Origin of the sequence: Mycobacterium noviomagense (genome assembly GCF_010731635.1) — a bacterium.
In the GTDB taxonomy this organism is placed as follows: Bacteria; Actinomycetota; Actinomycetes; order Mycobacteriales; family Mycobacteriaceae; genus Mycobacterium; species Mycobacterium noviomagense.
Window position 1 is genome coordinate 2416932 of sequence record NZ_AP022583.1, and the last position, 13045, is coordinate 2429976.

A 13045-nucleotide genomic window follows, 5' to 3' on the forward strand; every position below is an offset into this window, starting at 1 on the left:
CATCAGACTGGGAACGTGACGCCGGTGAGCTCTTCGGACACGGCCCACAATCTGCGCTGCAGCTCTTCGTCGTGGGATTGCCCGCTGGACTCCACGAGCTTGGGATATCCACGCTGCTGGGCGAAACCGTCGGGGCCGTAGTACTGGCCGCCCTGCGCGTCGGGATCGGTGGCCGCCCGCAGTGTCGGCAGCGCACCCATCGCGGCGCTTTGAAACACCAGCGGCCCGAACACGGCGACGGCGGGTTTGAGCACGATGGGCAGGTTGCGGGTGAGCTCGGTGCTGGAGCTACCTGGATGCGCGGCCACGGCGATCGTGGGCGCCTTCTTCGCGGCCAGCCGCCGCTGCAGTTCGTACGTGAACAGCAGATTGGCCAGCTTGGACTGCCCGTAGGCGGCGACCCGGTCGTAGTGGCGCTCCCAGCTCAGGTCGTCGAAGTGAATCGACGCGCGAAAGCGGTGCGCGTTGCTGCTCACCGTCACCACTCGCGACCCGCGGACTTTCAGCAGGTTGTCGAGCACCAGCCCGGTCAGCGCGAAGTGGCCCAGATGGTTGGTGCCGAACTGCAGCTCGAAGCCGTCGCGGGTGAGCTGCTTGGTCGTATACATCACGCCGGCGTTGTTGATCAGCAGATCGATGCGCGGGTAAGCGCGGCGCAGCGCTTCGGCAGCGGCACGGATCGAGTCCAGCGAAGACAAGTCGAGCTCTTGCAGCGTGACGTCGGCGCCGGGACTGGCAGCGACGATTTTCGCGAGCGCGACGTTGCCCTTCTCCAGGTCGCGTACCGCCAGCACGACGCGCGCGCCCCGCTGGGCGAGCACCGCGGCGGTGTGGTAGCCGATTCCGGTGTTGGCGCCGGTGACGATCGCGACGCGGCCGCTCTGGTCCGCCACGTCGGCGGCGGACCATTTGCCGTTAGCGCCCATGGCCGAGACGATACCGACCACTCGGCGACGAGCCGAGCCGCGGGCACGGGCAGGCTGGGCCCCGATTGTGCTAGGCGGTCAGTTTCCGCGCGGCTTCGATGCGCGCCTTGAGCTGATCGCTGGTCGCCGCGGCCACCGGCGGCCCACCGCAGATTCGGCGCAGCTCGTTGTGGATCCAGCCGTGCGGCTTGCCGGTGCGGTGGTGCGCCAGCGCGACTTGCTGGTTGAGCTCGCGGCGCAGTTGGTGCAGCCGCCGGTGTGGCGCAACCGGCGCGGATGCCGCGCCGCTCGCGGTCGCCCTGGCGAGCTGCTCTTCCTGGCGGCGCCGCAACAGGTTTCGCATCTGCTCGGCGTCCAGCAGGCCGGGGATCCCCAAGTAGTCGGCCTCTTCGTCGCTGCCAGCTGGGGTTGCGGTTCCAAACGAGGCGCCGTCGAAGATGACCTGGTCCAGTTCGGCGTCCGCGCCCAGCGAGGTAAACCCGTTGCCGGTCTCGGACGGCTCGGTTCGGTGGCGGTTGGCGGCGGTCAACTCGTCGCCGAGTGCATCCCGGTGTGGCTTGCCGAGAACGTGATCGCGTTGCGCCTCCAGCTCGCTGGCCAACCGCAGCAGCGGCGGCACCGAGGGCAGAAAGATGCTGGCGGTTTCGCCCGGGCGGCGCGAGCGCACGAACCGGCCGATGGCTTGCGCGAAGAACAGCGGAGTCGATGCGCTGGTGGCGTAGACTCCGACGGCCAGCCGCGGCACGTCGACTCCCTCGGACACCATGCGGACCGCGACCAGCCAGCGGCTGGTGCTGGCAGCGAACTGCGAGATGTGGTCTGAGGATTTCGGGTCGTCGGACAGTGCCACGGTCGGCGCCTCGCCGGTGATCGTGGTCAGCAATCCGGCGTAGGCGCGCGCGGCCTTGTGGTCGGAGGCGATCACCATGCCGCCGGCGTCGGGAACTCCGTTGTCGCGCAACTGCCGCAGCCGGGTATCGGCGGCGGAGATGACCGCCGACATCCACTCGCCGGCCGGGTCGAGCGCCGTGCGCCATGCCCGGGCGGTGTGCTCGGCGGTCAGCGGCTCGCCGAGCCGCGCGGCGTGCTCTTCGCCCGCGCTGTTTCGCCACCGGGCCTCCCCGGAGTAGGCCAGGAACACGACCGGGCGCACCACGCCGTCGGCCAGCGCCTCGGCATACCCATAGGTGTGGTCGGCCACCGACCGCAGCAGGCCGTCGCCGTCGGGCGCGTAGTCGACGAACGGGATAGCGGCGTCGTCGCTGCGAAAAGGCGTGCCGGTCAACGCCAGCCGCCGGGTGGCGTCGCTGAACGCTTCCCGGGTGGCGTCGCCCCAGCTTTTGGCGTCGCCGCCGTGGTGGATCTCGTCGAAGATCACCAGGGTGCGCCTGCTTTCGGTGCGCACCCGATGGCGGGGCGGGTGGCTGGCGACTTGGGCATAGGTGACGACGATGCCGTGGTATTCGGAGGAGGTGTGCGCAGCGGCGTTGCTGAAGCGCGGATCCAGTGCGAGTCCGTCGGCGGCCGCTGCCAGCGCCCACTGTGTCTTGAGGTGTTCGGTGGGCACCACCACTGTGATCGTGTCGACGCTGCGGTCGGCCAGTAGTTCTGCGGCGATGCGCAGAGCAAACGGGCTCTTCGTAATTCACAGTGCATTGACGAGTGTGTGGAGTGCGCCGCTGTGCAGCAGTGATCGCCATCGGTAGTGGACAAGGTTGCGGAATCCAAGGGCGTTGCGGCGCAGGGCTTCTAGGCGGCCGTTGATGGCTTCGGTGGGTCCGTTGGAGGCGTGGTGGTCGAAGAAGGCCAGGATGTCATGGCGGCGGCGCCACAGGGTGCGGCCGAGTTGGGCTATCTCTTCTAGCCCGGCGGGCACGCCGCGGCGAATCGAGTCGATCAAGCTGGTCATCGCTTGCTTGCCGCGGCGGCGGTTGGGGTCGGCGTAGGCGGCGATGATCTTCTGGTAGATCACGTAGGCGACCTTGACAGCGATGTGCTCGTCGGCGTCGAGCACCCCGGTCAAGCTGTGGTGTTGGCGCGCCGAGAGAAGGGTTGTGCGGGTGCGGGCGATGCGCCGGATCCCATACAGCGGATCCCCGGTATGGCCACGCCGCCCAAGTGTCTGCTGCTGGATGCGCTGGCGGATCAAATCCAGCTTGGCCCCGGCCAACGCGACGACGTGGAAGGGGTCCATCACCGTGACCGCATCGGGCACCACCGCCGCGGCCGCGGTCTTATAGCCGGCGAACCCGTCCATCGCCACCACCTCAATACCCTGGGCGAACTCGGCGGGTTGGGCGGCCAGCCACGAGGCCAGCGCGGTCGCTGATCGTCCTTCGACCATGTCGAGCAGCCGCGCCGGACCCGTCTTGTCGTGCACCGCGGTGAGGTCGATGATCAGCGTGACAAAGCCTTCCGGGCCGATTCGTCGGGGTGCCCAGCGGTGCTCGTCGACCCCGATCACCCGCACCCCGCTCAGCCGCTCCGGCCCGGCAGCGGCCACCAACGCCTCGACGGCGCGCATCGCGATGGAGCTGACGGTATGCCAGGACACCCCCAGTTCGGCGGCGATCGCTGAGATGGTGGTGCGATCAACCATCAACCGCCGCAACACATACCGAGCACACCGGCGTGTCGTCGAGGCGCGTGGCGCGGCCAGCTGGCCCAGATCCTGATTGAACACCGTACGGCCGCACTCGGCCGTGGTGCAGCGGTATCTGGGCACCGCCACGTGTAACACCAGCGGATAGCCGGCCACCGGCAGATCGGTCAACGGTCGAGTAATCGTGTCGCGGTAGCTGCCGTCATGCCCGCAGTCCGGGCAACGCGGATTGCGGGTCACCGGCGCGCAAAAGATGGTCGTCTGTTTCTCATCAACGGCGGCATCGGTGATCGTCACGCCCAACTCGATGGTGCGCATGATCGTGTCGGCAACAACAGACGGTGGGCAGGCGGTAGCCTCAGGCACGGGTCACCTCGGTGCGGTGGTGGGCGAGTGTAGGAACCCGAATCGTCACCCGCCGAGGTCCCACCTCAGCTCAGCGACACGACGTCTTCACGTGGATATCCGCCAGCCACCGGTGCACTCTCATTCACGAAGAGCCAGCAAACGCGGTCTTACCCGCTCCGGGAGTAGCGACCAGCAGGAAGTCGCGCGGCTTTGCGGTCAGATACCGCACCAACGCCCGCCGCTGCCAGCCCCGCAATGCTCGGGTGCTGGGCGCATCGTTTGCCCGCACCCGAAACCCCCCTCTGATCGAGATGCATTGTAGGGCAAGGACATCGGGGCATGCATCTTCGCAGGACGCGCAGTGTGGCTACTGGACCCAGAAGTTGTCGTGCAGGATGAACCACTCCCGGCGTTCTTCGTCCGTCATGTCGGCCAATGCCGAGAAGCCTTCGAAGTACGCTTCGCGCGGAGCGCCCGGCGCGAACAGCATCAAGATCGACGCCGGGTCGTCGGCCTCGTTGCGAAAGCCGTGGATCCCGCCGGGCGGCACATAGAGGAAGTCGCCTTGATGGCCGTCCACCCAGTCGTTGCCGTCGTAGAGCTTCATCGTCCCGGACAGCACGAAGAAGGCCTCGGAGATCGCCCGGTGGAAATGCGGGCCGGGACCGCCGGCGGCCGGGGCGATATTGACGCGGTAGAGGCCGTAGTCGCCGGCGGTGGCCTGCTGGTTGGCCAAGTAGTGGTATTCGACGCCGGGGGTCTCGTAGTCCGGTGGTTCGTCCGCACGCTTGAGCCAGGCGCTGACTTCCGGCTCGTCGTCGAGGTAGCGGGGTTGGGGATACGGCGGCACGACAAGGGACATCGCTCCAGTCTGCCGGACCGGCTGCCGGGCATCCCCGGGCCGTAGCATCGTCGGCGTGGACAAGCCGGTCCTCGACGAAAGTGTGCGCGCGAAACGGCTTCTCGATGCACAACACAAGGCGGCGCAACTGTTCGACGAGATCGAGCGTCGCGAGATGGTTCGCGCCGGTGTCGGCGAGCGGCAGTTGTCCGACGAGATCCGCGACTTGGCGGCGGAGATGTTCGGAGTGACAAGCCACTGGCATCGGCGCATTGTGAGGGCCGGCGAGAACACTCTGGAACCTTTCCCCGAGCACCCGCCGGATCGGGTGATCGGCGACGGCGACATCGTGTTCTTGGACCTCGGGCCGGTCTTCGAGGAGTGGGAAGCCGACTTCGGGCGCACCTTCGTTTTGAACGACGATCCTTTCAAGTTGGCCATTCGCGATGCCCTGCCGCGGGTGTGGCAAGCCGGGCGTGACTACTTCGACGCTGTCCCGTACGTCACCGGCGCCGAGCTTTTCGATCACGTCGTCCAGGTGGCTCGTGACGAAGGTTTCGAATGGGGCAGCCCGATCGCCGGTCATCTCCTCGGCGAGTTTCCGCACAGAAAGATCGTCGGTAACGGAGCGCAGTGGTACATCACGCCTGGGTCGGACAAGCCGATGAGGCGCACGGATCCCCACGGTCGGGTCTGTCACTGGATCCTCGAGATCCATCTGATCGACCCGGCCCGCCGCTTCGGCGGTTTCTACGAACAGCTGCTCGACCTGCCCTGAGCCGGCCGGTTCGACGTCGACAGAACCGGCGGTTTGGGCGCCGCCCGTTCTTGCACTCGGCATGGGCGAGTGCTAAGAATGACTTGGCACTCGCGACCGGTGAGTGCTAGGTCGGGACGGTGAGACCGAGATACTGGTCGTCCGTCGCGGGCACTGCACCCGGCCAGGACGTGTCATCCCCGATCCGGAGGAATCACTTCGCAATGGCCAAGATAATTGCGTACGACGAGGAGGCCCGCCGGGGCCTCGAGCGGGGCCTGAACAGCCTCGCGGACGCGGTACGGGTGACGTTGGGGCCCAAGGGCCGCAACGTCGTCCTGGAGAAGAAGTGGGGCGCTCCCACGATCACCAACGATGGAGTGTCCATCGCCAAGGAGATCGAGCTGGAGGACCCGTACGAGAAGATCGGCGCCGAGCTGGTCAAGGAAGTCGCCAAGAAGACTGACGACGTCGCCGGTGACGGCACGACGACGGCCACCGTGCTGGCCCAGGCGTTGGTGAAAGAAGGCCTGCGCAATGTCGCGGCCGGCGCCAACCCGCTGGGTCTGAAGCGGGGCATCGAGAAGGCCGTCGAGAAGGTCACCGAGACGCTGCTCAAGGGCGCCAAGGAGGTCGAGACCAAAGAGCAGATCGCGGCCACCGCGGCGATCTCCGCGGGCGACCAGTCGATCGGTGACCTGATCGCCGAGGCGATGGACAAGGTCGGCAACGAGGGCGTGATCACCGTCGAGGAGTCCAACACCTTCGGCCTGCAGCTCGAGCTCACCGAGGGTATGCGCTTCGACAAGGGCTACATCTCGGGCTACTTCGTCACCGACGCCGAGCGTCAGGAAGCCGTCCTCGAGGACCCGTACATCCTGCTCGTCAGCTCGAAGGTGTCGGCGATCAAAGACCTGCTTCCGTTGTTGGAGAAGGTCATTCAGTCCGGCAAGCCGCTGCTGATCATCGCCGAGGACGTCGAGGGTGAGGCTTTGAGCACCCTGGTCGTCAACAAGATCCGCGGCACCTTCAAGTCGGTGGCGGTCAAGGCACCCGGCTTCGGTGACCGCCGCAAGGCGATGCTGCAGGACATGGCGATCCTCACCGGCGGCCAGGTCATCAGCGAAGAGGTCGGCCTCACGCTGGAGAATGCCGACCTGTCGCTGCTGGGCCGCGCCCGCAAGGTGGTCGTGACCAAGGACGAGACCACGATCGTCGAAGGTGCCGGTGATTCCGACGCCATCGCCGGTCGGGTGGCCCAGATCCGCACCGAGATCGAGAACAGCGACTCGGACTACGACCGCGAGAAGCTGCAGGAGCGGCTGGCCAAGCTGGCCGGTGGCGTTGCGGTGATCAAGGCCGGTGCCGCCACCGAGGTCGAGCTCAAGGAGCGCAAACACCGCATCGAGGACGCGGTGCGCAACGCCAAGGCCGCCGTCGAGGAGGGCATTGTCGCCGGTGGTGGTGTGACGCTGCTGCAGGCGGCTCCGGCGCTCGACGAGCTCAAGCTCGAGGGCGACGAGGCCACCGGTGCCAACATCGTCAAGGTGGCGTTGGAGGCTCCGCTGAAGCAGATCGCGTTCAACTCAGGTCTGGAGCCCGGGGTTGTCGCCGAGAAGGTGCGCAACCTGCCGGCGGGTCACGGTCTCAACGCGCAGACCGGCGAGTACGAGGACCTGCTCAAGGCCGGCGTTGCCGACCCGGTCAAGGTCACCCGTTCGGCGCTGCAGAACGCGGCATCGATCGCGGGGCTGTTCCTGACGACCGAGGCCGTCGTCGCCGACAAGCCGGAGAAGGAGAAGGCAGCTGCTCCTGGCGCCGGCGGCATGGGCGACATGGACTTCTGAGTCCTATCGGAAAAGCCGGAAAAGCCCGGTTCCCTTTGGGGGCCGGGCTTTTCCGTTGCTACGCGGTTGCCGACGACGAGGCTTTGAAGATCACGCAGTCGTAGGTGTGACCGCGCGCGCACGTCGGAGAGTCGCCTGCGGCCGGCCGGTGCAGGAGCGCCCGGGTGGGCGCCATCTTCACCGGATCGGTGGCGTCAGGGTCGACGGGCGTTTCGGTGTCGGCGTCGACGATCAGCGAGTACTCGCCCGGGTCGCGGGGCGGCCATACCAGGGTGGCGGTGCCGTGCCGGGACAGGTTGGCGCGGGTGTGTCCGCCGACGGGCCCGATGTCGAAGACCTGGCCGTCGAAGGCCGGCTCGATTTCCACCGCGCGCACGCGGTAGTCGTCGTTGACGGTGATCAGGTAGGCGAACCCGTAGTTGCCGAGGGCGTCGGCCAGCCGGTCGAGATCCACTGCGCTCATGTGGATAACTGTATGCGGCTTTGGTGGGGCGCAGTCATGCTCCGGCCGTGGGGGAAGTCGCCTGGCCATTCCGCGGCGCCGAGGCCTTGGACGCCGGCTTGCTGACTGTCCGGGAGTTGCGGCGGTTTTACCGCCCGGTCTACCCGGGCGTGTATGCCCCGCGGGAAGCGGAAGTTTCAGCGCTGCAGCGAGCGCAGGCAGCGTGGCTGTGGTCGCGGCGACGGGGAGTGCTCGCAGGCTTGTCGGCCCAGACAGTGCTCGGTGCTCAGTGGGTGGAGCCGGGCCTGCCCGCGGAATTAGTCCATAGCAACCAGCGCACACCACCGCTGCTGGTGGTCCACGCTGACACGATTGCGCCCGGCGAAACCCAGACGGTCGCCGGGATGACCGTGACCACGCCGGCGCGCACCGCATTCGACGTGGGTAGGCGGTTGCCGCTTGTCGACGGTGTGCAGCGCATCGATGCGTTGATGAACGCCACCGACGTCAACGTCGCCGACATAGAAGCAGTTGCCGCCCGGCATCCTGGCGTTCGTGGCCAGGCTCAGTTACGCCGCACGCTGATGTTGGTTGATGGCGGCGCTGAGTCGCCGTACGAGTCGATGACGCGACTTTGTCTGGTGCAAGCGGGTTTTCCACGCCCGGAGACCCAGATCGAGGTATGCGACGAATACGGGTATGTGGTCGGACGCATCGACATGGGCTGGCGTGAATACCGTGTCGGCGTCGACTTCGAAGGTGCCCACCACTGGACCAATCCCAAGCAGCGGACATGGGATGTCGAGCGCTCGGCTAGGCTCGACGAGCTTAGGTGGGCGATCGTAAGAGTGACCAGTGGCATGGTGCATCGCACGCCGCGAGTAGTCCTTCAACGCGTCGAAAGTGCACTAACTGCCCGTGGTTGCCCAAAGACGTGGTGACTCTGCGGATTTGTACACCGTTGCGGCGTGTCGCGTACGAAACCGCAGTGTCGCGGCGCAACGGTTAGGCCGCGGGTGCGGGTTGCCGGCCGCGCACCAGCCGACCCGGCCGCGCATCGGTGGGCACACCGTTTTCGGCGATCACCTCGCCCGACACGACCGTCGCCACATACCCGTCGGCGGTCTGGTCGAGCCGACGCCCGCCGGCGGGCAGGTCGTAGGTGATCACTGGCTTGTCCAGCCGCAGCCGCGCGTGGTCGATGACGTTGAGGTCGGCCTTGTAGCCGACGGCGATGCGGCCGCGGTCGGCCAGCCCGGCGACTCGGGCCGGCACCGACGTCAGCCGGCGGACGGCGTCCGGCACGCTGAACCGCCCGGACGCGCGATCACGCGCCCAGTGCGTCAGGAAATACGTCGAATAGCTTGCGTCGCAGATCATCCCGTAATGAGCCCCGCCGTCGCCGAGCCCTAGCACCACGTCGTCGCGGCGCAGCAACTCGCCGACGGTATCCAGCGAATAGTTCTCGAAATTGCTGGTCGTGACCAGCAGCATGGCGTGCCCGTCGTCGTCGAGCAGCCGGTCGTACGCCTCCTCGATCGGGCGCACCCCGCGGGCCCGAGCCCGCGCGGCAATGCTGTCGGAGCGCCGGGGCTCGTAGTTGGGGTCGTCGCCCAGCGGGAAGATCCAGTCCCAGGCCTGCGCCAGATACATCAGCGGATGTCCCTGCCCTGGCTTGTCAGCCAGAATCCGTTCCCGCACTTCGGGTTTACGCATCTCGGCCACTCGCTCGGGCAGCGGCAGCTCGGCGATCTCGCGGTAGCTGGGGTAGAGCACGAACGGGTTGGCGCTGAGCTCCAGCCCGATGATCAGCCCGATGGGCCGCGGCAGCAGCTGCGCGGTACAGCGCGGACCGTCACTGCTCGCCGCGTTGGCTTTCTCGATCATCGTGATGGCGTCCGGCCACATCGGGTCGCCGGCGTTTCCGATCGCCAGCGTGAACGTCACCGGCAGGCCGACGTCTTCGGCGACGTCGAACACCTGCTGCAGCACTGGCTGATACCCGCCGGCGGGCACGTCGGGGACGAACTGGATCAGCCCGCCGCCGCCGTCGACGACGCCCTGGGCGATCTCGAAAATCTCTTCCCGCGCAGCGTCATAGCTCGGGATCGGCGAGCCGCTCGCCGTCTTGTGGATCATCAGCCGCGACGACGCGAAACCCAGCGCCCCGCACTCCATGGCTTCCTTGGCCAGCGCCCGCATCTTCGCCAGGTCCTCGGCGGTGGCGGGCTCGCGCTGGGCGCCGCGCTCACCCATCGCATACACACGCAGGGGCGAATGCGGCAGGTAGGCGGCCACATCAATATCACGCTGTCGCGACTCCAGCGAATCGAGATACTGCGGGAAGGTTTCCCACGTCCACGGCAGTCCGTCGGTCATCACCACGCCCGGGATGTCCTCGACGCCGGCCATCACGTCGACCAGCACCTCGTGGTCTTCTTGACGGCAGGGAGCGAAGCCGACGCCGCAGTTGCCCATCACCACCGTCGTCACCCCATGCGCCGACGAGGGGTTCAGCCGGTCCGACCAGATGGACTGACCGTCGTAGTGGGTGTGCAGATCGATGAAGCCCGGGGTAACCAACAGCCCGGTCGCGTCGATCTCGCGGGCACCGGAGCCGTCCACCGTGCCCACGGCGACGATGACGCCGTCTTTGACGGCGACGTCCCCGATATACCGTTCGCCGCCTAACCCGTCGACGATGCTGCCATTGCGGATCACCAGGTCGTAGGTCATCTAAATAATCTACGACTGTGTCGGTGGCTCATGCCAGGCCAAACCCCGTGCTCGACCACTTCGGCATCAACTGTGCCGACTACCCCAAAGCCCAGTAGTTCCACGACACGGTGCTCGGCGTGCTCGGCTATACGCGGCAGATGGACTTCGGCGAAGCCATCGGCTATGGCGGCGACGGACACCCGACGTTTTGGATCGCCCAGGGCGCCGGCATGGGCCCGAACCGGGAAACGCACATCGCGTTCGCCGCCGCCGACGAAGACGCTGCGCGCGGCTTCTATGACGCCGCCATGGGTCTTGGCGCGGAGTCGCTGCATGCGCCGCGGCTGTGGCCGGAATACCACCCCGGTCACTTCGGCGCGTTCGTCCGCGATCCCGACGGCAACAACGTCGAAGCGGTCTTCCACGGCGCGTAGGGTCGGCACCTATGGCCGATGACGCTGCTGCTGCCCAGGAATTGCTGCGTGATGCGTTCACCCGGTTGATCGAACACGTCGACGAGCTCACCGACGATCTGACCGACGACAAGGCTTTCTACCGGCCCAGCCCCAACGCCAACAGCATCGCCTGGCTGATCTGGCACAGCGCGCGCGTGCAGGACGTCCAAGTGGCCGACATCGCGGGTGTCGAGCAGGTGTGGACGCGCGACGGCTGGGTAGACCGGTTCGGCTTGGACCTGCCGCGCGACGACACGGGCTATGGGCACAGTCCCGAAGACGTGGCCAAAGTGCGCGCCTCTGCCGAGCAGCTGGCCGGCTACTACCACGCGGTGCACAAGCTGACGTTGGAATACATCGCCAGCATCAGCGGCGCCGAGCTGTCCCGCGTCGTCGACGAGCATTGGGACCCGCCGGTGACGGCCAGTGTGCGGCTGGTCAGCGTCATCGACGACTGCGCCCAACACCTCGGCCAGGCCGCCTACGTCCTCGGTATCGCGCACCGGCGGACTTGACACCTGTCGAGCCCGGCTAGCATGGCGGCTATGACCGCCATCACACAGCCACCGACCACGCCCGAGTTCTCCGGTACTGGCACCATCCTCAACCCGGCCACCGGGGCCGTGGCCGGAGAAGTCCGCTGGACCGATCCCTCCGATGTGCCCGCCATCACCGCTGAACTGCGGGCGGCGCAACGGGAATGGGAACAGCACGGCGCGAAGGAGCGCGCCACGGCGCTGGCCCGCTTCGCGGTGTGGCTCGGCGAGCATCGCAGCGAAATCGAGGAGCTGCTGATCAAGGAGACCGGCAAATCGGCGGTCGACGCGGGCCAAGAAGTGCCGCTGCTGATCATGATCTTGGCCTACTACATCAAGACGATGGAGAAGGCACTGGCGCCCGCGCGACGTCCGGCCGCGCTGCCGTTCCTGGCGATCAAGAAGATCACCATCCACTACCGGCCCCGGCCGGTCGTCGGCATCATCGCGCCGTGGAACTACCCGGTGGCCAACGCACTGATGGACGCGATCGGCGCGTTGGCGGCCGGCTGCGCGGTGCTGCTCAAACCGTCGGAGCGCACCCCGTTGACCGCGGAGCTGCTGCGGCGCGGCTGGCGGGAGTCCGGTGCGCCCGATGTGTTCGGGATCGCCCAAGGTGCCCGCGCGGTATCCGAAGCTGTGGTCGACAGCGTCGATTTCATCCAGTTCACCGGGTCTACCGCGACCGGGCGCAAAGTGATGGAGCGAGCCGCACGCCGGTTGACGCCGGTCAGCCTCGAGCTGGGCGGCAAGGACCCGATGATCGTGTTGGAGGACGCCGACGTCGAGCTGGCCGCCCACGCCGCGGTGTGGGGAGCGATGTTCAACGCCGGGCAGACGTGTGTGTCGGTCGAGCGTGTCTACGTACTCGAGCCGGTATACCAGCGGTTCGTCGACGCGGTGGTGCGCGACGTGCAGGCCTTGCACGTGGGCGCCGGCGAAGGCCACTTCGGCGCGCTGATCGACGAATCGCAACTGGCGGTCACCGAGCGACATGTCGCCGACGCGAAAGCCAAAGGGGCGCAGGTACTCACCGGCGGCCGGCGCGCCGATGGGCCGGGCAGCTTTTACCTGCCCACCGTGCTGGTCGACGTCGACCACTCAATGGCCTGCATGACCGAGGAGACGTTCGGGCCCACGCTGCCGATCATGAAGGTCGCCACGGTCGACGAGGCGATCCGGCTGGCCAACGCCAGCCCGTACGGGTTGAGCGCATCGGTGTTCTCGCGCGATGTCGAACGTGCGAAAGACATTGCGCTGCAACTTGATTGCGGTGCTGTCAACATCAACGACGTGATCAGTAACCTGATGTGCACCACCGCTCCGATGGGCGGGTGGAAGGCATCGGGCATCGGGGCGCGGTTCGGCGGCGTCGAGGGGCTGCGCAAGTATTGCCGCGCCGAAACCGTAGTGGTGCCGCGCACCAGCGTCGGCGGCGGCTTTGCCTACTACAACAATTCGCTGAAGACGCTGGCCCGGATGAACCGGATGATGACCCGGCTGGCGCTTGCGGGTCCGCGTCGCGCCGCCAGAGCCGCCAAACCCGCCAAACCCACCAGAACTGCCACATAGG

11 protein-coding genes and 2 pseudogenes are annotated in these 13045 nt (G+C 67.1%); 6 read left to right on the top strand and 7 right to left on the bottom strand.

Annotated features, from left to right (window positions below):
* Positions 1 to 2: 2 nt before the first annotated feature.
* The 5 genes and pseudogenes from G6N15_RS11090 to G6N15_RS11110 form a co-directional block, all read right to left on the bottom strand.
* Positions 3 to 926 carry an SDR family NAD(P)-dependent oxidoreductase gene (locus G6N15_RS11090; protein ID WP_083087816.1) on the bottom strand — a complete coding sequence of 308 codons (924 nt, stop codon included), beginning with the start codon at positions 924 to 926 and terminating at the stop codon, positions 3 to 5.
* A gap of 70 nt (positions 927 to 996) precedes the next feature.
* Positions 997 to 2565: pseudogene (locus tag G6N15_RS11095) on the bottom strand (DEAD/DEAH box helicase); the annotation flags it as partial.
* A gap of 6 nt (positions 2566 to 2571) precedes the next feature.
* Positions 2572 to 3846 (bottom strand): ISL3 family transposase, encoded by a 1275-nt coding sequence (locus G6N15_RS11100; protein ID WP_083087787.1) that lies wholly within the window; start codon positions 3844 to 3846, stop codon positions 2572 to 2574.
* Positions 3847 to 4018: 172 nt separating this feature from the next.
* A complete protein-coding gene (locus G6N15_RS11105) occupies positions 4019 to 4165 on the bottom strand; it encodes a hypothetical protein (protein ID WP_163747863.1) in 147 nt (48 codons plus the stop codon).
* Positions 4166 to 4243: 78 nt separating this feature from the next.
* On the bottom strand, positions 4244 to 4738 hold the full coding sequence (locus tag G6N15_RS11110) for a cupin domain-containing protein (RefSeq protein ID WP_083087786.1): 495 nt from the start codon (positions 4736 to 4738) through the stop codon (positions 4244 to 4246).
* Positions 4739 to 4793: 55 nt separating this feature from the next.
* Between G6N15_RS11110 and G6N15_RS11115 the strand changes: the two genes are divergently transcribed.
* A complete protein-coding gene (locus G6N15_RS11115; protein ID WP_083087785.1) occupies positions 4794 to 5495 on the top strand; it encodes a M24 family metallopeptidase in 702 nt (233 codons plus the stop codon).
* Between the two features lie 203 nt (positions 5496 to 5698).
* Positions 5699 to 7321, top strand: a complete 1623-nt coding sequence (gene groL / locus G6N15_RS11120; RefSeq protein ID WP_083087784.1) for a chaperonin GroEL — start codon at positions 5699 to 5701, stop codon at positions 7319 to 7321.
* 58 nt (positions 7322 to 7379) lie between these two features.
* On the opposite strand, the gene G6N15_RS11125 is transcribed toward groL, so the two are convergent.
* The gene (locus G6N15_RS11125) at positions 7380 to 7784 is read right to left on the bottom strand and encodes a hypothetical protein (RefSeq protein ID WP_083087783.1); all 405 of its coding nucleotides are present in this window, start codon (positions 7782 to 7784) and stop codon (positions 7380 to 7382) included.
* A gap of 47 nt (positions 7785 to 7831) precedes the next feature.
* On the opposite strand from G6N15_RS11125, the gene G6N15_RS11130 reads away from it, so the two are divergent.
* Entirely contained in the window at positions 7832 to 8704 is an 873-nt protein-coding gene (locus G6N15_RS11130) for an endonuclease domain-containing protein (protein ID WP_083087782.1), read from the top strand.
* 64 nt (positions 8705 to 8768) lie between these two features.
* Here G6N15_RS11130 and G6N15_RS11135 read toward each other — a convergent pair whose 3' ends face one another.
* On the bottom strand, positions 8769 to 10499 hold the full coding sequence (locus tag G6N15_RS11135) for an N-acyl-D-amino-acid deacylase family protein (protein ID WP_083087781.1): 1731 nt from the start codon (positions 10497 to 10499) through the stop codon (positions 8769 to 8771).
* A gap of 47 nt (positions 10500 to 10546) precedes the next feature.
* Between G6N15_RS11135 and G6N15_RS11140 the strand changes: the two are divergent.
* The 3 genes and pseudogenes from G6N15_RS11140 to G6N15_RS11150 all read left to right on the top strand — a co-directional run bounded on the left by G6N15_RS11140 (position 10547) and on the right by G6N15_RS11150 (position 13044).
* Positions 10547 to 10915: pseudogene (locus G6N15_RS11140) on the top strand (VOC family protein).
* An 11-nt stretch (positions 10916 to 10926) separates the two neighbouring features.
* Positions 10927 to 11451, top strand: a complete 525-nt coding sequence (locus tag G6N15_RS11145) for a mycothiol transferase (RefSeq protein WP_083087780.1) — start codon at positions 10927 to 10929, stop codon at positions 11449 to 11451.
* A gap of 21 nt (positions 11452 to 11472) precedes the next feature.
* The gene (locus tag G6N15_RS11150; protein WP_372506555.1) at positions 11473 to 13044 is read left to right on the top strand and encodes an aldehyde dehydrogenase family protein; all 1572 of its coding nucleotides are present in this window, start codon (positions 11473 to 11475) and stop codon (positions 13042 to 13044) included.
* The last annotated feature ends 1 nt before the right edge of the window (position 13045 follow it).

Coding starts and splice junctions, on each gene's coding strand:
- G6N15_RS11090 (WP_083087816.1), bottom strand. CDS start 926: ATGGGCGCTAACGGCAAATGGTCCGCCGCCGACGTGGCGGACCAGAGC.
- G6N15_RS11100 (WP_083087787.1), bottom strand. CDS start 3,846: ATGCGCACCATCGAGTTGGGCGTGACGATCACCGATGCCGCCGTTGAT.
- G6N15_RS11110 (WP_083087786.1), bottom strand. CDS start 4,738: ATGTCCCTTGTCGTGCCGCCGTATCCCCAACCCCGCTACCTCGACGAC.
- groL (WP_083087784.1), top strand. CDS start 5,699: ATGGCCAAGATAATTGCGTACGACGAGGAGGCCCGCCGGGGCCTCGAG.
- G6N15_RS11125 (WP_083087783.1), bottom strand. CDS start 7,784: ATGAGCGCAGTGGATCTCGACCGGCTGGCCGACGCCCTCGGCAACTAC.
- G6N15_RS11135 (WP_083087781.1), bottom strand. CDS start 10,499: ATGACCTACGACCTGGTGATCCGCAATGGCAGCATCGTCGACGGGTTA.
- G6N15_RS11145 (WP_083087780.1), top strand. CDS start 10,927: ATGGCCGATGACGCTGCTGCTGCCCAGGAATTGCTGCGTGATGCGTTC.
- G6N15_RS11150 (WP_372506555.1), top strand. CDS start 11,473: ATGGCGGCTATGACCGCCATCACACAGCCACCGACCACGCCCGAGTTC.